This is a genomic window from Dyadobacter sp. UC 10 (genome assembly GCF_008369915.1).
Taxonomy (GTDB): domain Bacteria; phylum Bacteroidota; class Bacteroidia; order Cytophagales; family Spirosomataceae; genus Dyadobacter.
Map to the genome: position 1 here is coordinate 3,521,650 of NZ_VSRN01000001.1, position 18,602 is coordinate 3,540,251.

Consider the following 18,602-nt stretch of genomic DNA (forward strand, 5'->3'; position numbering starts at 1 on the left):
GATTATGAGAGACTATTACACCGTGAAAGTCAACCTCCCCGGAGGCATTGCTTCACCAGGATTTTTGAAGGAAGTGCTGTTGTCCGCAAGTGAAGCAAATGTACGGAAAGTGCGCTTTGGCTCTCGTCAGCAGATGCTGATGACCGTGCATTATGAGGATATGCGGTTTCTGGAAAAACATTTTAAACAAAAAGAGATCCGTTATGAGTTGAATACCGACCGGGAACCGAATATAGTAAGTTCATACTGTGGGGAGGATGTTTTTAAAACGGGCCAGTGGCTGGTCGCAAATGAATATCATTCAGTGCTCGACAGCATTGACTATCAACCCGCATTAAAGATCAATATCTCGGATTCGAACCAAAGTTTTACTCCTTTTTTTACTGGCAACCTCAATTTTATTTCTTCTCCCGAGCCGCATTTCTGGTATTTGTATGTGCGACCGAAGCAAAGTAATGTGGTATTCCGGTGGCGGGAGCTGATTTATACGAATGAAATAGGGAAAGTAGCGAAAGCTGTGGAGGAATGCATGTTGACGGAAAATGTGACAGAGGAAAAAACTTTGTTTCAGGCGGTCAGCGAAAGGATTCACTACATTTCGCAGCCAGCTGCACAAGAATTGGAACTACCGTCTTTTTCCTTACCCTATTACGAAGGCTTTAACAGGTATGAATCGCGGACCTGGCTGGGATTATACCGCAGGGATGAATTGTTTACGGTAGATTTTTTACTGGATGTCTGTGCGCTTTGTCTAAAAACGAAGATCGGTGAAATTTGTCTTACACCCTGGAAATCCATTATCATTAAAAACATCGAGGATCAGTACCGGAATCAGTGGAGCGGCATTCTGGGCAAACATAACATTAACGTCCGGCATGCAGCGAATGAGCTGGCCTGGCAAACAGAGGATCATCACGACGAAGGCGCGATCCTGAAAAATGATCTGATACGATACTTCGCGAAACACGATACACGCACTTTTGGTCTTTGCTTCGGTATACAAACGCGCCCCAAATCGGAAGTTTTTGGTTCCGTACTGATAAAAAAGCGGCCCCTTTTACGCATCGGGCAGCTCGCTGTTTTTAGTCAATACGACATTTATTTTACTGAAAATTTCAACCCAAACAGCCGCCGCCTGATCCTTTTCGAGAAGGGACTTTATAAAATGCAGCTTGCAGTGCAACTGGAAAGGCTCTGCCGCAGGTTCAACAATAATCGTCTGAAAGAGGAGATGCAAATGGTGGCGTCGGAGATGAATGATCCGGAGTCATCCACCAGGCACATTCACCAATGCCCAGATTGTTTTACTGTTTATGATGAAAATTTTGGGGATCCTGTCCAGGCTATTCCATGCGGTGTTCCATTTGCGGACTTACCCGAAAACTATTGCTGTGCAGTATGCGGGACGGGAAAATCAGAAATGGTATTAGCGGAGGAAATGATAGCAACCGCCGATTTTTAAGAATAAAAAGCTCCCGATTTGAATTACGATTATCAAATCCTTAATTACTTATCCACCACTCCGAAGAAATTACTCCCGAATGTACTTTGACTTTAGATTATGAGGCTGACAAATAGTAACAATAAGCTCATTTTCTGTTTGTTCAATATTCCATGTGTCGCAGCTGATGCAGTCCACCAATCCACATTGATCGTTAACTGGTACTGTTTCCTTTGGTTGTACTTCAAACAGTACGCCATTCACATAATATGCCTTTGGTGCGCAGCACTGGGGCAGACCATTTGAGTCAACAATCAAACCATCGGACCTGAAAGTCATGTAGTGGGGCTCAACATCAATAGGGGCCCAAGTTTTTACCCCATTTACATTTTTTTCGTAAGCAGTGTGTTTCCACGTTCCCACAATAGTTTGAATTGTCGGGTCTGGTTTTGGGCTATCCTTTTTACAGGCTAATAAAAATAAGGGTATGGTCAGCGCAAATAAAAGCTTTGTCATGGGGAGAACATTTTATGACGGGACGCATATCGATACTTTTTAGTTGGTAGGATGAAGCCATGTTTTGTAAAAAGAATTGGAGGTATACGGGATCAAATCAAAAACTTGTGGAGCGGATAGGATTTATCTAGGTTTGTGTTTTTAATCAAACCAGTTTGTTTTGGAGAGTTTCCTGCCGCTTATCGAGTTAATCTTACCGGATTTTATAATTGAGAATTACTTACTGACCCATGTAGAGAAGTCAGAGGAACGTTATCACGTCTATTTGGAAGAGAAAAATTATCCAGAAGCTGATCCAATAAAGGCAGACTTGCTCTCCAAAGGTTATTTCCCCACCATTACCCTGCAGGATTTCCCAATTCGGGGCCACAAGGTATTCCTTCATATTAAACGTCGTAGGTGGCTCAATACCAAGACTGGCAAAGTTGTCCATAGAGACTGGACAGAAGTAGCAGAAGGCACGCGAATGACTATTGAATTCGCGGATTTTTTAAAAGAAATTGGTGGATACGAGGGCTAATGATATTTGGAGCATTGGTCGTTTCTATGGCGTTGATGGTAGGGCTTTGCTACGGCAGTATCGTGATTTTCAGAGTGGATTTAAAGATTGGAAGCAAAGAGGTCATGCAAAAAAATGGCTCTTGTATCCCGAAAACCTAGGATCTCATCTATCGATCGACGAAACCAGTCTTTCGCACGGCGAATTGTATACAATCCTTACCAATAAATCTGCCAAAGGTGGCCGTGGCAGCATTGTAGCAATAGTGGCTGGAACTAAGGCAGAAGCAGTGATTGAAGTACTTCGCAAAATCCCGGAACCACTGCGGAAGAAAGTGTCAGAAATCACCCTGGACATGGCGGGCAGTATGTCCTTGATTGCCAAGCGATGCTTTCCACGGGCGGTGCGAGTGACTGACCGTTTCCATGTTCAAAGACTCGCAGTTGATGCCCTCCAAGATATCCGGATCAAACATCGCTGGGAAGTCCTGGATCAGGAAAGCGATGCTATTGAGCAGGCTAAAATGTCTCAGAATGAATATCATCCAGAGATATTATCTAATGGCGACACCATTAAACAGCTACTGGCTCGAAGCAGGTACGCGCTATACAAAAAGCCCAATACCTGGACAGACAGCCAAAAAGAACGCGCCCTGCTTCTTTTTGAACGCTTCCCCGATTTGAAAAAAGCGTACGAGCTAACGATAGGGCTCAGTAACATCTTCACGACTACAACGGAAAAAATATATGGGTTGACCAGATTAGCCAAATGGCATGAAAAGGTCCGGCAATCTGGCTTCAAGTCATTCAATACCGTAGCCCGCTCGATTGAAAACCACTATAAGACAATCGTTAATTACTTTGATAACCGCAGCACTAACGCATCTGCCGAATCCTTCAACGCGAAAATCAAAGCGTTCAGAGCACAGTTCAGAGGGGTAAGAAACGTTGAGTTCTTCCTGTATCGCCTTACTCAATTATATGCTTAATCCAAGTTGCTCCACAAGTTTTGGTCTTGAGCCGGTATACGGCTACCAAGCTTCATAATGCCAAAAGTTCTGTCTAGTCACTATAAGCGAAGTCAAACCAAAAATCTGTTGCCATTATTCAAAAGGGAGTCCGAATAGGGATCTTGGAGAATTAAACGCAAAAAAGCCCCTCAACTTATGTTGAAGGGCTTTTGTACCGGGGACGGGAATCGAACCCGTACGAGCGTTTCGGCTCACAGGATTTTAAGTCCTGCGTGTCTACCAGTTCCACCACCCCGGCAATCAGCCATTGATCGAACTCTGGCACTATTATGAGAAAAAAAGCACCGTCTCCGGTGCTTGTGTCTCTGAGCGAAAGACGGGGTTCGAACCCGCGACCTCGACCTTGGCAAGGTCGCGCTCTACCAGCTGAGCTACTTTCGCATTAGTCGATGCGTTTATCGTGGTGCAAATGTATGTAGCCGCTTTTTTTGACGCAAGTTTTTATGTGAAATATTTAGCAAAAAAAGCATGTGCCGGGATTAACAAATTGTAAATCAAGGACGGAGGTGCGTGATTTTTTTCGCTATACATATCAACTGAGGTGCAGAAGCGGCCCATTTGAGTATATCAGGAAAATATTTTGAATGCAGGCACGATAATTACCGTCCGTCCGATTTCATTTATCCATTTTATATTTTGATTACCTTTATCGTTGCAGAACCGTGCCGTTAAGCGGCGCGACGTTCCGTTTAGACTGAATGTTCTCTTTTGAATCGAATTTTTAACAAAGCTTTTTCATGTTTTCCAACGAAGTATTGTTTTTCGGAGGCTTTATAGTGATGATTACCATCATGCTTCTTTTAGATCTGGGTGTTTTTTTCAAGACCAAAGACCATATAGTTAAATTCAAGGAGGCCGCCGCCTGGACCGTTGCGTGGATTGCGTTGGCGATGGTCTTCTATGTGATCATCAGGACCCATGGCGACCTGATTCACGGAATGGTGAATTATGAGCAACTGGAAGGCATCGCCAGGAAGTACGCACCGCACCTTAAACTGGTTCCAGGTGATTTTGAAGCAAGTGTCGAGATTTACCGAAAAAATATGTCGCTCGAGTTTATTACGGGTTACCTGCTGGAATATGCGCTTTCGGTCGATAATATTTTCGTGATTATCCTGATATTCTCTTCTTTCGGGGTAAGGCCTCAATATTATAAAAAAGTGTTGCTGTGGGGAGTTTTGGGAGCTATTGTGATGCGTTTCATATTCATTTTCGTCGGGTCTGCGTTAATGCAGCGCTTTGAATGGATCATTTACGTCTTCGGTTTACTACTCGTTTACCAGGGGGGGAAGATATTTTTTGAAGGCGGAGAGGACGAGAAAATCGATCCTGCCAAGCATCCGGTGGTGAAATTCGCGGCCAAGTACCTACCCGTTTTCCCGAGGTACGTGAGAGAGCATTTCTTCGTATTGAAAAAAGGAAAATGGCTGATCACCCCTTTGTTCGTGGTTGTTCTGATCATTGAATTTACAGACCTGATTTTTGCTGTCGACTCTGTTCCGGCTGTGTTCTCGGTTACCAAAGATCCTTATGTAGTATTCTTCTCCAACATTTTCGCAATCATGGGGCTTCGCTCCATGTTCTTCTTCCTCAGTAACATCATGGGGCTGTTCAGGTTCCTGAAATATGGCCTGGGTGTTCTGTTGGTATTTATCGGCGGGAAAATGCTGGCACATGCCCCGCTGGAAGAAATGGGTTTTCAGACAGTATATTCGCTTTACGTCATCTTAGGAATTCTGGCGGTCAGCATCCTGGCGTCTGTACTTATTCCTGAGAAAAAAGCGAGTGATAAGGAAGTTTTGTCCAATAGTTGATCTTCGGAATCGTTTTGGTATTTATGGACCGGATTCTGAAAGCTTACTTAAAACGACTTACCAACCTTAGTACCCGAAATAAATCACTGTTGCTGACGCATTTGGCAGCCGAGCAGTTTATTGATTTGCATGAAACGGATTTTCTGCTCGGCAAACCCTCTGTTGAGCTGATCAGTCAGCTGGTACAATTGAAAGCCCGCGTTACCCTTTGTGACGTTGCTGATTCGAGGTATGAGAAAGTAAACCTGGTCAGTAAAAGGCTTCGGAAAATCAGTCGGACAGAGCAGTTTATACAAGAGGAGAGAGGTTCGCGCGATTTGTTTGTAGGTTATCCTTTTGTAAAAGGGAAACTGGCCGACGGCACGCCTATTCATGCGCCGTTCCTGTTTTTCCCGGTCAACCTCAAAATGGACCGGGAGCAATGGTGCCTTTTTCCGAGGGAGGACAGCAATATTGTGTTGAATCAGAGCTTTGCTTTGGCCTATGCACATTTCAACGAAACGGCTGTTTCCGACGATATACTTGAAAAGTCGTTTGATGATTTCTCAAAGGATTTTCTGGAATTCAGAACGCAGCTGTATGAATGGCTGAAAACAACGCCTTTCAAGGTCAATTTCAATCAGGCCCTTTTTGACGAGACGCTTATTTCATTTAGCGCTGAAAAATCTTCTGAGCTGGAAGTAAACGAGCGGAATGGCGAGCTGAAATTGTTTCCGGAAGCAGTGCTTGGGATATTTCCGCAGGCCGGATCCTATCTGGTTCCGGATTACAATATTTTGATTGAAAATCAGCAGATTAATTCTCTGTCAATTCCGCTGATCAGGAACGACGAAAGAGAGCTTGAAGTGCTTCAGCCGGATTCAAAACCTGTTGCCAGTGTTAAGGAAGAGGACATTTTAACACCTTTCCCGATTGATGAAGCGCAGGAAGAAATTATATTGAATGTCAAATCGGGCAAATCGGTTGTTGTGCAGGGGCCCCCTGGAAGTGGTAAGTCTCAGATGATATGCAACCTCACAGCCGATTTTGCCTCCAGGGGTAAGCGGGTATTGGTTGTCTGCCAGAAAAGGGCAGCATTGGATGTAGTCTACCAGCGGCTTCAAACCATCGGGATGAGTGATTTCGTGGCACTTATCCATGATTTCAAAAACGACCGCCCGGAATTGTATCGCCAGGTAGCCTTACAAATCGAAAAAGTAGATGCTTACCGCAAGCAGAATTACAGTTTGGATGCCGTTTTTCTGGAAAGGCAGTTCACCCAGGAAAGCCGGGCTATTGATAAAACTGTTTTAGAACTAAATGCTTTCCGTAAGGCGCTTTTCGATGAAAATGAAGCGGGAGTGAGTATCAAAGAACTCTATCTGACAAGCAGCCTGCAATCCCCATATATTCTGCTTAAAGATCTATACAGGCATTTCCGGCTTGATACCTGGGACGATTTCAAAAGAAAACTGAAAACCTATTGTGAATATTCCTTTCACATTTCTGATCAGCACGAGTGGTTTCCCAGACGAAGTTTCGCACAATTTGGTATTGCTGAATTGCGAAATATGGAAAATATGCTTCGTGACTGGCCGGAAGCTTTTTCTAAACAAAAAGAAAAATTCCAGGCACTTACTGCAGAGAAATTCTCTGCTCAGTTTTTAGAGAAAAGACCGGAAGCACTGGAAAGGTTCACTGACATTCTGGACCTGCTTTCCGATGATTCATGGCTTTTGTTTCAAAATTATATCTTATCAGCTGCCAATAGTCACGAAAGACTTGCTTTTATCAGACAAACTGCCGACACATTAGAAGGTTTTCTGCAGGAAGAAGGCATTGAATTTTCACTGAGCGCCGGCGACATAAGCGCATTTTCAATATCCCTTAAAAAAGCAGTTGAATCGAAGGAATCAGCTGTTTCCGGATTTTTCTGGGAGATTTTTGGGAAGGAAAAAAAGATAATTGAAAAAGTAGCGCGTGAAAACGGACTTTCCATTTCATTGGATGATCTCAAAAAACTCCAGATACGGTTGAGGAACCGGCAGGAGCTGGAGAGCTGGTTGCGGAATGACAGTTTGGGGTTTGAATTTGTTAAGTCAAATTATGAAGACAGTCAGCCCGGGGTTGCTCATTCTCAATTCTTCAAGCAGGCAGAAGCCGCCGCGGACGCCGCAGTCCGGGCAAATTTGCAGCCCTGGTATCCAATATTGACAAAAATAGCAGCTCAATGCCTGGATTACACCTCATTTGAATCGACGTTGAAAGGTCTGCGGGCGTGGTTGGAAACCTGGACCCGAATGGAAAAGGGAATGCTCCCTTACCTGTTGCCGGCGCAGATAGATAAACTGATTCAGGAGCCACACGATTATGCGGGCGATCTTCTTATTTCGCTGAACCGGGATTTCGATTCGCTGGCAGATATGGACAGAATTTTTTCCGAAATGCCGTTGATCTGGCAGAATACCACTTCGCTTGTGGTTGAAGAAAGTAGAAAAACCGGATTGAATAGTACTGACGCAATGGTTGACCTATTTGAAAATAGCGTCAAGCTAGCCTGGATTGAACATATTGAGACCAGATATCCTGAGCTCCGATCTGTTACATCTCTTAAAATGGGTCAATGGGAAACCGAACTTCAGGCGAGTATCAGATTAAAACAGAAACTTAGCATTGATATCAATGCTATCAAATTGCGGGAAGGGACTTATCATGATATTGAAAAAAACCGTCTGGGGAACCCAGTAACGTACCGGGAACTAGGGCATCAGGTAACCAAAAAGCGGAAGATATGGCCTATCAGAAAACTGATGGACAGTTATTCAGAGGAGGTTTTTTCGCTGGTACCTTGCTGGATGGCCTCTCCCGAAGCGGTATCTGCTATTTTTCCTATGCTGCAGAATCTTTTTGATCTGGTAATATTTGATGAAGCTTCCCAATGCTATGCCGAATATGGTTTGCCAGCCGCATTTCGAGGCAAACAGCTCGTTGTTACGGGTGATAGCAAACAGTTGCCGCCGAGCGATTTGTACAAAGTCAGATATGAGGATAGGACCGGGGAGGAGGATTTTACGGCTGCAATAGAAATCGAATCGCTGCTGGATCTGGCGGCGCAGTCGATGGAGCAATTTCAGCTAACGGGGCATTACCGCAGTCAGTCACTTGACCTGATCGATTTTTCCAACAAAAATTTTTATAAAGGGACATTAAAACTTTTACCTGAGTTTCGGGACATTAATACGAACCGGCCCGGCATTCAGTATATTAAAACCGATGGTGTCTGGAAGAATAATATAAATACGGTTGAAGTCGGGAAAGTGACAGAACTGGTGAGGGAACTGGCTTTGACGGGTAAAAGTCTGGGGATTGTGACATTCAATTTTTATCAGCAGGCAGCTATACTGGACAGTCTCGAAAAGGAAAATACAAGTATTCCCGATCTTTTTGTCAAGAATATAGAGAACGTCCAGGGCGACGAACGTGATATTATCATATTCTCGATGGGTTACGCACCCGACGAGCGCGGCAAACTTTTAATGCAATTCGGGAGCCTGAATATGCCCGGGGGAGAGAACCGGCTGAATGTGGCTATTACCAGGGCACGGGAACGTATTTACTTCGTTACCAGCTTGTGGCCGGCACAGTTACAGACTGAGCAAACTGCCAATGCTGGGCCTAAGATTCTGAAAGCATATCTCGAATATGCACTGGAAGTATCAGAGGGCCGTTTTGAGCCCTCTCCTGCACCTGTCAGGAATTTTCGGGCAGACTGGTTACTGAAGGAGCGTATTATCAAATTTAACGCCGACTACAAAAAAGAGCTTCCATTCGGAGACATTACCGTAAAACCGGAAGGGGCCTATAAAGGTCTGATCCTGACAGACGATGATCTCTATCACGAGAGCAAGTCGTCAAAAGAACCACACGCTTATCTGCCCCTTCTCCTTCGCATGAAAAACTGGCCTTTCAAGCGGGTTTACAGCCGCGAGTATTGGTCAGGTACCCTTGAAATGGATATATTATAACTCTCTGATGCGGATGTTCCGAAAGGAAACTTTGTCGCCGTGATCCTGCAAAGCGATTTTTCCCTTTGGCGAAGCGCCGAAGCCTTCCCAGGTTTTGAATTTGCTGTTGGCTACCATTTTCTCCCAATCTCCGCCCTGAGTTGGAAAATCAACTACTTTCTTGCCATTCAGCCAGCTTTCACCGCGGCCGCCTTTGATTACCACTTTTGCCTTGTTCCACTGTCCCGCAGGTTTCACCGTTTTGAAATCGTCAGGTGGCAGCATATCGTAGAGTGAGCCCGATTTGTGATTACCGTTTTTGCCAGCCTTCGCGTCAGGGTGTTTTACATCGTCCAATATCTGAATCTCCGGGCCGGTTGAGTACGGGCAGCAGTATTTTTTATCTTCAATCACATGGTAAATGATCCCGCTGTTACCAGCCTCGGCTATTTTCCATTCGAGTTCCAGCTCAAAATCACCGTATTCTTTGTCCGTAACCAGGTCCTTTCCTCCTTTTTCGGTAAGAACAATCGCATTGTCCTGCACTTTCCACTGTGGCAATACTTCGTCGGACTGCCAGCTGTGCCAGCCGTTCAGTGTTTTTCCATCAAAAAGGGTCACCCATTTCCCTTTTCCCTGTGCTTCGGCGTCATTTGATGAAAAAGCCAATGCGATTATCGCTACCAGTGATGCTCTGCTGAAAGCTTTCCAATTCATGTAATTCATGTTGTGTTTGTTAAAAATTTGGATCACAATATTAAGTACTTTTGAGTTTTTAAATACTTATTCTGGCTGAAAGTTCAGCGCCTATAATTTTGTTGCGAGGTACGTGAATTAAACTTTTTAAAATGGCTTCTATATTTTCAAAAATCGTAAACGGAGAAATTCCTTCCCATAAAATTGCCGAAACGGATGAGTTTCTTGCGTTTCTGGATGCATTTCCAATCGCGATAGGGCATACGCTTGTTATTCCCAAAAAGGAAGTGGACTATCTTTTTGACCTCGACGACGATACTTATTCGAGGCTGCTGCTGTTTGCAAAAAGCATTGTTCCGGCACTTGAAAAAACGGTTCCGTGCCTGAGAATAGGAGTGAGTGTAATTGGTTTGGAAGTGCCTCATGCTCATGTTCATTTGCTACCACTGAATAGCATGGCTGACGCAGATTTTAGCGAAAAAATCAAGGTATCGCAGGAAGAGCTGGCAGCACTTGCTACGCGGATCCGGGAGAACTTTTAGTGCAGATCAATAGAAAGAGAAGTCCTTTCGTACCCCCAGCATAAAACCGTGGGTTTTTCTGTAAAGATCGCCGATATCGGTTGCGTAGGATCCTTTTACCGTAAGGCCGCCGAGGACATCAACTTTGGTTTGCAGGGCAAACAAACCTGAGAATTGTTTCGGGATGCTCAGGTATTTTTCAAGGTAGGTACCGTAGTTGAGCGAATAGGAAAGCTTTGTCTGCCACTCCAATCTCCTGAAAAGCGTCCCTTTTAATCCAAGGTGATATAGGAGTACGCGGTTGTTACTGGTAAAATTGTTCGCATATCTCGGCCATTTCCAGTCTGTCTGAGAAGTAGGAGGAATAAATGGCGTACCAATCGTCCTGTCAAAATAGGACCAGCCATCACGTACCTGCTGGTTGTTGAAATAGTTGTCGTGCCCGCGGTATTTTCCGTTCTGGAGCACAAAAATATCTCCGCCCTGATTTTTGGTGTATAACATTTCAAACACACCTTCAGTGATTTCGAAATTAGCGCCATACGAATTTTTCTTTCTAATCCTCGCGCCGTAAAGACCGTCATTCAGCGTGGTTAAGTAAAACAGGGAACCATCTTCGTAAACAAATTGCCTGTACAGGAATAGGCTCATTCCGTAGGTTTCAATTTCAATGGCTGCGTCTATTGAGCCTAAATGATTCCCGATCCTGCTGGTACTGTCAAAGTGTACGATATCATCACCTGAGCCGCCTATTGCGCCAGTGACAGCACTGATATAATTTGCGAATCCATCAGGGAAGTTTCCGTCTTCTCCTGCCAGGCCCAGGTCGACTTTACTTCTTCCACCCCATTGTACCTGATGATTAAAGCCTCCATAAAGCTTGAACGTCGAGTTAGCCTTCCCAATGCGGAGATAGAATGCTTTCTCATGGAATTTTAGCCCGCTGGTTATCGGCCTGCCTCGTTCAAAGAGACCATCGGAATAAAACGCCTGAAACGAGATCCATTTTTTTGTGAAAGGAACCGGAACGAAGCGGGTAGTTCCGATGTGGATTTTGGGGATAGGAAGTGCATTCCCGGACCAAGCATAAGAACCAGAACCTAATGTGGAATCGGCCAGTCCCACCCATTGTCTCTTACGGCCGACATAAAATTCCCAATTTTTATATCTTAACGTTGCGTGCAGTTGAGGAAGGAGAACTTTCGAGGTTTCGCCTATATTGGCAACGGCTTCGACTCCGGCCCCAACGCGGAACACATTTCTGCCGGTATTCGCAGACATCGGCCAGTATCCCTCGACTCCACCCCGGACAGAGCCAAAAGGTCCGAGAACCGGTACTACTCCGAATTGATTTGCCTGCTGCCAGAAAGGAGTATAACCGTTCGTGGTACCGAAACCCAGCAATTCAACATAATTAGTTGTAGAATCTGTATATACTTCGGGCTGCTTGTTGTCGGATTGAGAAAAGCCGATAAAAGGCAACAGCAACAAAAAAAGAAAATAATGATATTTCATATAAATACCCTCATGCTTCCGCGACGTGTATAATGTTGCTGTTATGGTAAAAATAGTTATTACTTTTTGGTTTTCATATTGCACTCAAACCGGAAAACCGGGGTCAATCCAGAAAGCCACTCTTTCGAAATCCTAACATCAAGCCGGTTGAATTTTCGTATAAGTCACCAAAATCGGAAGAAATACTTGTGAATACCGCGCCGCCTTTCATAATTCTGACATTTTTTTCTACACTTAATATAACGGATGCCTGCTGTTTCACGGAATCAAAAGAACTGACAAACGACCCCGAGTTGCGTGAATAAGTGCCTTTGAACGCAAGCTTCAGATTCATCCAGGTAGCAGTTATACCAGTATGGAACGCCCACAAACGATTATTATTGGTAAACTCCGATTTACTCCTCGGTAAGTCGTCCCTGGTATTGCCTGCATTTGGAATCAACGGTGTACCAATCCCGCTTCCGTAATATGCCCAGCCACGGTTAAACAAATAGCTGTTATAGTAATTGCCAGTCCGGAAAATATTCAATCCTGAAAGCGGATTTTTGTTGATCTGGTTATGAGTTCCAAGCACTTCCAGCAGGAAGGATTGAAATGCGAAGTAGGACGATCCTTTTGGCAGGGGAGTCAGCCTTTTCACACTTAAACCGTTGAGTCCGTCAGAATAATTGATGATCCTGAACAAAGATCCGGTCTCATAAATATTTTGTCTGTACAAAAAGTAGGACCAGTCTTTTCCTTTCCATTCTCCGCCTATATCTACGGTTCCAAAGTGATTTCCGATCTTTCTATAATCGACTGTCTTGCCGATCACAGTGTACAAGTAAGCCGTCGACGGCTTGAGTTTCCGCAATGGCGTGGTTTCTGCCTCGCCTCCCCATACAGCCTGGTGGTTTACCCCCAGAAATATCTTATAGCGATCGGCCTTACTTCCTAGTCTGATATACAGGCTTTTATGATGGAAGTAGGAGTTGGGGATTTGACTTACACTGCCGTAGTTGATGCTGGTTGAGCCAAGGTAACCATCGGAATACGAAAATTTGAACGCTACAAAATTATTCGTAAAAAAAAGAGGAAAATACTTTGGGATGGCTATTTGAAGTCGGGGGAACGGTCGCGCATTTCCTGCCATGGATAACGAGCCGGAAGTCATTGTTGTGTCCATTAACCCGGATACCATTCTTTTTTGTCCGGTGAGGACCTCGAATATATTTATTTTGGCTGCAACATATGCATCTGATAAAAATACTTTACCTGATTTGCCATAGCTGCCTATCGCCTGAATCCCGCCGCTCCATTGAAATTGCCTCGGGTTATTCGGATTGTAAATTTTGTATATCCCTACATCGGCTAAGCCAAAGTTTCCATCCAAAGGGACGCTTCCATGTTGATTGGCATATTCCCAAAATGGAGTGCGGCCAGTGGCGCCTGCCGCAGTAATTGAACCTTTGTAATAAAGTGTTGAGTCTTGAGAAAACGCATTTAACGCAAAGCAGGAAATGCATAGAATTAGGCAGATTCTAATCTGACAAACAGAAACGGGCATTTAAGATATAGAAGTTATTCCTCCGATGATCGATTGATATTTTGCCAAAGTTATCGGATAAAACCGGATTTCCTCCATCCGACCATCAGTGCAGCGCTATTCGGAAACAACTTGCCAAAATCCGTAGCCAGATCGATGGTCAACCGATCATTTTTTTTATCGAAAAGAGGAATGTTCATTGTAAATAGAAGAGAAGTTTGCCTTACAATCCCGGGAAATTCAGTAGAATAACTCCCGAAATTAAATGAATGGCTGCCTCTGAAGGTGAAATCGGTTTTTCCGTAAGAAGCAGCAAGCCCAAGGTGATAAGCGTACAACCGGTTATTTGGCGTAAAAAGCGTATAGAACGAGCGTAAATCGTCGCGGACTAAGTGCTGCGGTGCTATAAGTGGGGTTCCAAGGCTTCGGCCCCTGTAAGACCAGCCCTTATTATACACGTAATGATTAAAATAGTTATCACGGCCGAAAGTGCCGCTGTTGAAATCGAATATGTTGCCTCCCTGGTTTTTCGTATAAAGGAATTCTATCAGAACCGTATTGATACGAAATGTTTGACTCATATCGCTCGTTTGGTTTCGCTTGATCCTGAAACCGTTAAGACCGTCAGCCAGATTTGATAAATTGCTTAACGAACCGTCTTCATAGACACTTTGTCTATACAAAAAGAAACCCCATTGATCACCCTTCCAGTCTGCGGCGACGTCAATAGTTCCAAAATGATTTCCAACCCTGCTTGACGCCCATGGTTTTCCAAATACGATGTAGTTATACGCTTGCTTCCTTTCCAGGCCACCGCTAAAAATTTTGTCTTCGCCACCCCACATCACCTGATGATTGAATCCGGCAAAAAGATTGAGACGATGCCTGTTACGGCCAAGTTTCAGATATAGCGACTTTTGGTGAAAATAGCTCTCGCTAATCCTGCTAACATTTCCGTAATGAACATCTGCCGGCCCGAACAGTCCGTCGGAATAAGAAAATTTGAATGAAAAGATATCATTCAGGGGCAGGATGCTAACGAAGCGTACCGTGCTGATCTCGATTTTGGGATACGGACGGTAGTTATTAGACATTGCGAAGGACCCGCTGGTCAATAAAGTATCCGCCAGCCCGGTTGCCTGGCTTCTTTGTCCTACACTCAATTCCACCGGTCCGGCTTTTCCTGCAATAAACAAATCAGAAAAAAAGGCAGTTGTTTTTTTTCCAGCATTACCGATTAGTTCAGCGCCACCTGACCATTGAAAAAACCTTGGATTATTTGGATTGTAAACCCTATGAAATCGTGCTTCGAATAATGCGAATGACTTTTGAGTGGGCACAGAGCCGTTTCGGTTGGCATGCAGCCAGAAAGGGACAGACGAAGAAGACGCTGCTGCGGATACCCCAAGAGCGTAGTGAAACGTGGAATCTTGCGAGAAAATCTTCGAGGAAAAAGCTACTGAAATCAGCAGCATTATAAAAGTAACCCTCATCAGATGTGGTTGACTATACCGGTAAAGGACAATAGTGAAGGCACTACCTGCCTCTTTTCCTAAGGATTACAACGGCGGTCAGTAAAATGATCTTGAGTTCCAGAAAAAGACTCCAGTTTTTTATGTAATAGAGATCGTACATCAACTTGTGCCGCGCATCAAAAACTCCCGCACCGTAAGAATACATTACTTGAGCATACCCGGTAATTCCAGGTTTGATATTATGCCGCATATTATAATACGGAATAGTTTCATCGAAAGTCTCAGTAAATACCTGTCTTTCCGGACGTGGGCCAATGAGTGAAAGATCCCTTCTGAAAATATTGATAAGCTGGGGAAGTTCATCTATGCGCGTTTGCCGCATGAATGAGCCGTAAGAGAACGTCCTGCTATCATTTTTCTTGGAGAATGAGGCTCCGTTCTGTTCCGCATCCAGACCCATTGATCTGAACTTAATACATTTGAATGATTCGTTATTCATCCCAACTCTTTCCTGGAAATAGAATATGGGGCCTGGAGACTGCATTTTTATCCTGAAATAGCTCAATATCCAGAGTGGGAATGTGCAGAGAAAGAGAATAATGGAAATGCAAACGTCGATAATTTTTTTCGGATACCTCACCCTCTTCCCGAATGTGGGCAGTGATAATAAATTGGGGTTAATTTCAGATACGTCGTCTGGGATGTAGACTTTCTTAAGGATTTTTTCGCAAAAGTCGTAAACAGTATTAATCCTGATCGACTTGTTTTTTCTGACAACCAGTTCGTAAATAACCCGGTTCCGTCTATCGTATTGTGGATTAGTAACCAGGTGGATCTTCTCAAATTTGTCCAGCAGTGGCCTTACCGTATGGTTCAGCAGATAATCATCGTCTGAACTATGGGGTATAAGAATGATCTCCTTATATTTTTTCAGTAATAAAGCGAGATCGTATTTCTGCAGAAAGTAATCATAACTTGTGACAATCAGTACCTCCTCAGAAACGGAATTTTTACTTAATAAGCGATGAATATACCGTTTCTCCGATACGTATGTATTGCTCATATGTGTGTATTTTTAATGAAAAAAATAGTGTTGTGTTGATTTACGTGTTGGGGACACAAGTTTAGCTATAAAGTTTCTAAAAAGAAAATTATGTTTTTATAAAATAAATATAATTTTTTAATGATGCAATAAGCGAAAACACTTAATAGCGAAATAAGTAAGCGTATCTATCGATGGATTATTGAATTATTTCGATTGACTGCCTTCATGTCATTTGATAAGAGACGGTCACTATTCCGCATGTGCAATATTTCCAATTCGGTTATATGCCTCGAACCATCTGGCAAATATTCCCACACCTTCCTCAATATCAATTTTTGGTACATATCCGGTTGCGCTTTTCAGTGTTTCCGTATCTGCCCAGGTTGACTGAATGTCTCCCGGAGCCATTTCCCGAAAATTCTTGATCGCTTCTTTGCCGAATGCCTTTTCAAGACATGTTATAAAATGCATCAAATCGACCGGTTTGCCATTTCCTATATTAAAAACCTGATATTTAGTGGTGTGATCTGTGTTCAAAACACTGACCATGCCATCAATAATATCATCAATAAACGTAAAGTCACGCTTCATCAGACCGTTATTATAAACGGTAATGGGTTTGCCTTGTGTGATAGCATCCGCAAAAAGAAATGGTGCCATATCAGGCCGGCCCCAGGGACCATAAACCGTGAAAAACCGAAGTCCGATTGTCGTGAAGTTATATAAATGGCTATACGCATGCGCCATCAGTTCATTTGTCTTTTTTGAGGCGGCATAAACATTGATCGGGGTTTCCGATTTTTGCTCCACCGCAAATGGCTGTTCGGTATTTAATCCGTAAACACTGGAGCTGCTTGCATATACCAACTTTTTTGGCGGGAATATCCGGCAGCATTCCAGTACATTAAAAAATCCTTCAACGTTCGATCGGATATAGCTGCGGGGGTTTTCCATGCTGTACCGAATGCCTGCCTGAGCGGCCAGATTTACAACATAATCAAAACGATGAACTTCAAATAGTTGAGCCAGCTCTTCCATGTCAGTCAGATCAAGCTTGCAAAAAATGTAGCTGCTATTTGTGCTTTGGTAAGAATTTCCGTCAGTGTGACCGGCTATTTCGATACCGCATTCACGTAGCCTGTCCATTTTCAGATCAACTGAATAATAATCGTTGATATTATCGATCCCCACCACACTGTGACCATCCTCAATCAGTTTCTTGACCAAGTGAAAACCGATAAAACCTGCTGCACCAGTTACTAGTACTTTCATGACCGATATAACTTAACTATTTGGCTGTAAACTGTCTTCTCAGAGAATTCGTCCAACGCGAGCTGCCTGCTCGACTGACCCATGATCTTCCATTCATCTCGCCTGGACAACATTTTGATTACCGCATCCCTGATCGCCGACGCTGAACGCGGTTCAATGACCAGGCCGTTTTTATCCTGGATAACCGTCAGGTTACAGCCCGGAACATCCGTTGTAATGACCGGCAAACCGCACGCCAGCGCTTCCAGAATACTTCTTGGAATACCTTCCCGGTAATAGCTCGGAAGTATAAAAACGTCCGATGCATGAAGGAACTGGGCTACATTATTCTGCCTTCCCAGAAAACGAATTAAGCTATTTGTTTTAAATTTTTCAATAAAATCGGCGGTAACCGTGCGTGGATTTTTGTGATCAGGTTCACCAATGATGAGTAATTGCAGGTTTTCTTTTAAATCAACAGGCAGCGATTCGAAAGCTTCGGCCAGTTCAGCTATGCCCTTCTCCCAGATCAAGCGGGTAGTGCATAAAAAGGTGATCTTGGAGCTTTTTGGGGATGTTTCAGCAATATCCGGTGAAAATTTTTCAACATCTACACCACTTCCTTTTACCACCTTGATTTTATCCCTGAAATGTTTTTTCAGCAGAAAATCATCATAATCGTCAGGGTTTTGAATAATGACCAGATTGGCGCGGAGGAACTGGATCAGAAAAAGCAGTTGCTGAACAAATTTTAGAAAGCGGTACTTCAGTCCGGTGTTGGCAAAGGCTATCCCCAGCCCGGCAATGTGCAGAACAACTTTTCTGGACGTTAGTATATTTGAAAAAGAATTAATCAGGTTGGGAACGAACTTGAAAGAGTGGACCAATGCGATTTCATTGTCACGGGCGAAGCTGCGAATTTCAAAGATAGTTTTGATAAGATTCAGCGGGTTCGTGTTGTCCCTCTCCAGGCTGGAATTCTGGACTGTAAAACCCTCTTCGTTAATGAGAGAGGTATATGAATCGTGCGGAAGCATGACAAATACCTGATAACCCTCTTGCCTGAGAAATTTCGCGAGAGAAATCCTCGCTTTGAAAAAATCTTCTCCGTCGTGCGCAAGGAGAAGGATGTTTTTATTCGTCATTAAACTGGTATCCCTAGATGAGTAATAAATAAATTGTCCTTAGGAGGGAGTTAGCTGAGCAAATACCAGTTCTTTCTGTGGTTAGAGGTTTCTTTTGCATATAAGTATAGTGTATGGGCTGCAAAAATAAAGTTTATTCTGAAAAC

At 43.7% G+C, this 18,602-nt stretch carries 14 protein-coding genes and 2 tRNA genes; 6 read left to right on the plus strand and 10 right to left on the minus strand.

All coding sequences use genetic code 11. The features are described 5' to 3' along the window. The first annotated feature begins 4 nt into the window (after positions 1–4). Positions 5–1,462: a rubredoxin gene (locus FXO21_RS14515; protein ID WP_149640745.1), complete on the plus strand. Its 1,458-nt coding sequence runs from the start codon at positions 5–7 to the stop codon at positions 1,460–1,462. Between the two features lie 69 nt (positions 1,463–1,531). Here FXO21_RS14515 and FXO21_RS14520 read toward each other — a convergent pair whose 3' ends face one another. Next, entirely contained in the window at positions 1,532–1,957 is a 426-nt protein-coding gene (locus FXO21_RS14520; protein WP_149640746.1) for a hypothetical protein, read from the minus strand. A 160-nt stretch (positions 1,958–2,117) separates the two neighbouring features. On the opposite strand from FXO21_RS14520, the gene FXO21_RS14525 reads away from it, so the two are divergent. Both FXO21_RS14525 and FXO21_RS14530 read left to right on the plus strand, forming a co-directional pair. Further along, positions 2,118–2,477 (plus strand): ISAon1 family transposase N-terminal region protein, encoded by a 360-nt coding sequence (locus FXO21_RS14525; RefSeq protein ID WP_149638820.1) that lies wholly within the window; start codon positions 2,118–2,120, stop codon positions 2,475–2,477. Continuing rightward, positions 2,461–3,444, plus strand: coding sequence for an ISAon1 family transposase (locus FXO21_RS14530; protein ID WP_225865555.1), 984 nt, complete (start codon positions 2,461–2,463; stop codon positions 3,442–3,444). Before FXO21_RS14525 ends, FXO21_RS14530 begins: the two co-directional genes overlap by 17 nt. 194 nt (positions 3,445–3,638) lie before the next feature. On the opposite strand, the gene FXO21_RS14535 is transcribed toward FXO21_RS14530, so the two are convergent. Both FXO21_RS14535 and FXO21_RS14540 read right to left on the minus strand, forming a co-directional pair. Next, positions 3,639–3,724, minus strand: a tRNA-Leu gene (locus FXO21_RS14535). 70 nt (positions 3,725–3,794) lie between these two features. Next, positions 3,795–3,867: transfer RNA gene (locus FXO21_RS14540), tRNA-Gly, on the minus strand. Between the two features lie 356 nt (positions 3,868–4,223). On the opposite strand from FXO21_RS14540, the gene FXO21_RS14545 reads away from it, so the two are divergent. After that, positions 4,224–5,300, plus strand: coding sequence for a TerC/Alx family metal homeostasis membrane protein (locus tag FXO21_RS14545; RefSeq protein ID WP_149640747.1), 1,077 nt, complete (start codon positions 4,224–4,226; stop codon positions 5,298–5,300). A 23-nt stretch (positions 5,301–5,323) separates the two neighbouring features. Further along, on the plus strand, positions 5,324–9,304 hold the full coding sequence (locus FXO21_RS14550) for an AAA domain-containing protein (protein WP_149640748.1): 3,981 nt from the start codon (positions 5,324–5,326) through the stop codon (positions 9,302–9,304). On the opposite strand, the gene FXO21_RS14555 is transcribed toward FXO21_RS14550, so the two are convergent. Beyond that, a complete protein-coding gene (locus FXO21_RS14555) occupies positions 9,299–10,009 on the minus strand; it encodes a 3-keto-disaccharide hydrolase (protein WP_149640749.1) in 711 nt (236 codons plus the stop codon). The two genes, FXO21_RS14550 and FXO21_RS14555, sit on opposite strands and share 6 nt — an antisense overlap. 122 nt (positions 10,010–10,131) lie before the next feature. On the opposite strand from FXO21_RS14555, the gene FXO21_RS14560 reads away from it, so the two are divergent. Continuing rightward, on the plus strand, positions 10,132–10,521 hold the full coding sequence (locus FXO21_RS14560; protein WP_149640750.1) for an HIT family protein: 390 nt from the start codon (positions 10,132–10,134) through the stop codon (positions 10,519–10,521). Positions 10,522–10,527: 6 nt separating this feature from the next. On the opposite strand, the gene FXO21_RS14565 is transcribed toward FXO21_RS14560, so the two are convergent. The 6 genes from FXO21_RS14565 to FXO21_RS14590 all read right to left on the minus strand — a co-directional run bounded on the left by FXO21_RS14565 (position 10,528) and on the right by FXO21_RS14590 (position 18,456). Beyond that, entirely contained in the window at positions 10,528–12,015 is a 1,488-nt protein-coding gene (locus FXO21_RS14565) for a capsule assembly Wzi family protein (protein WP_149640751.1), read from the minus strand. 103 nt (positions 12,016–12,118) lie between these two features. Then, positions 12,119–13,387 (minus strand): capsule assembly Wzi family protein, encoded by a 1,269-nt coding sequence (locus FXO21_RS14570; RefSeq protein WP_225865692.1) that lies wholly within the window; start codon positions 13,385–13,387, stop codon positions 12,119–12,121. Positions 13,388–13,611: 224 nt separating this feature from the next. Beyond that, positions 13,612–15,033, minus strand: coding sequence for a capsule assembly Wzi family protein (locus FXO21_RS14575; RefSeq protein WP_149640753.1), 1,422 nt, complete (start codon positions 15,031–15,033; stop codon positions 13,612–13,614). A gap of 43 nt (positions 15,034–15,076) precedes the next feature. Beyond that, positions 15,077–16,078 carry a sugar transferase gene (locus tag FXO21_RS14580; RefSeq protein WP_149640754.1) on the minus strand — a complete coding sequence of 334 codons (1,002 nt, stop codon included), beginning with the start codon at positions 16,076–16,078 and terminating at the stop codon, positions 15,077–15,079. Between the two features lie 231 nt (positions 16,079–16,309). Further along, complete coding sequence (locus FXO21_RS14585) at positions 16,310–17,332, minus strand: NAD-dependent epimerase/dehydratase family protein (protein ID WP_149640755.1); 1,023 nt, start codon at positions 17,330–17,332, stop codon at positions 16,310–16,312. Then, on the minus strand, positions 17,329–18,456 hold the full coding sequence (locus FXO21_RS14590; RefSeq protein ID WP_149640756.1) for a glycosyltransferase family 4 protein: 1,128 nt from the start codon (positions 18,454–18,456) through the stop codon (positions 17,329–17,331). Before FXO21_RS14590 ends, FXO21_RS14585 begins: the two co-directional genes overlap by 4 nt. Between the last annotated feature and the right edge of the window lie 146 nt (positions 18,457–18,602).

Excerpts from the sequence above, each read along its gene's own strand:
- FXO21_RS14590 (WP_149640756.1), bottom strand. The coding sequence starts at position 18,456 with ATGACGAATAAAAACATCCTTCTCCTTGCGCACGACGGAGAAGATTTT.
- FXO21_RS14565 (WP_149640751.1), bottom strand. The coding sequence starts at position 12,015 with ATGAAATATCATTATTTTCTTTTTTTGTTGCTGTTGCCTTTTATCGGC.
- FXO21_RS14545 (WP_149640747.1), top strand. The coding sequence starts at position 4,224 with ATGTTTTCCAACGAAGTATTGTTTTTCGGAGGCTTTATAGTGATGATT.
- FXO21_RS14560 (WP_149640750.1), top strand. The coding sequence starts at position 10,132 with ATGGCTTCTATATTTTCAAAAATCGTAAACGGAGAAATTCCTTCCCAT.
- FXO21_RS14580 (WP_149640754.1), bottom strand. The coding sequence starts at position 16,078 with ATGAGCAATACATACGTATCGGAGAAACGGTATATTCATCGCTTATTA.
- FXO21_RS14520 (WP_149640746.1), bottom strand. The coding sequence starts at position 1,957 with ATGACAAAGCTTTTATTTGCGCTGACCATACCCTTATTTTTATTAGCC.
- FXO21_RS14515 (WP_149640745.1), top strand. The coding sequence starts at position 5 with ATGAGAGACTATTACACCGTGAAAGTCAACCTCCCCGGAGGCATTGCT.
- FXO21_RS14550 (WP_149640748.1), top strand. The coding sequence starts at position 5,324 with ATGGACCGGATTCTGAAAGCTTACTTAAAACGACTTACCAACCTTAGT.
- FXO21_RS14585 (WP_149640755.1), bottom strand. The coding sequence starts at position 17,332 with ATGAAAGTACTAGTAACTGGTGCAGCAGGTTTTATCGGTTTTCACTTG.
- FXO21_RS14555 (WP_149640749.1), bottom strand. The coding sequence starts at position 10,009 with ATGAATTACATGAATTGGAAAGCTTTCAGCAGAGCATCACTGGTAGCG.
- FXO21_RS14575 (WP_149640753.1), bottom strand. The coding sequence starts at position 15,033 with ATGAGGGTTACTTTTATAATGCTGCTGATTTCAGTAGCTTTTTCCTCG.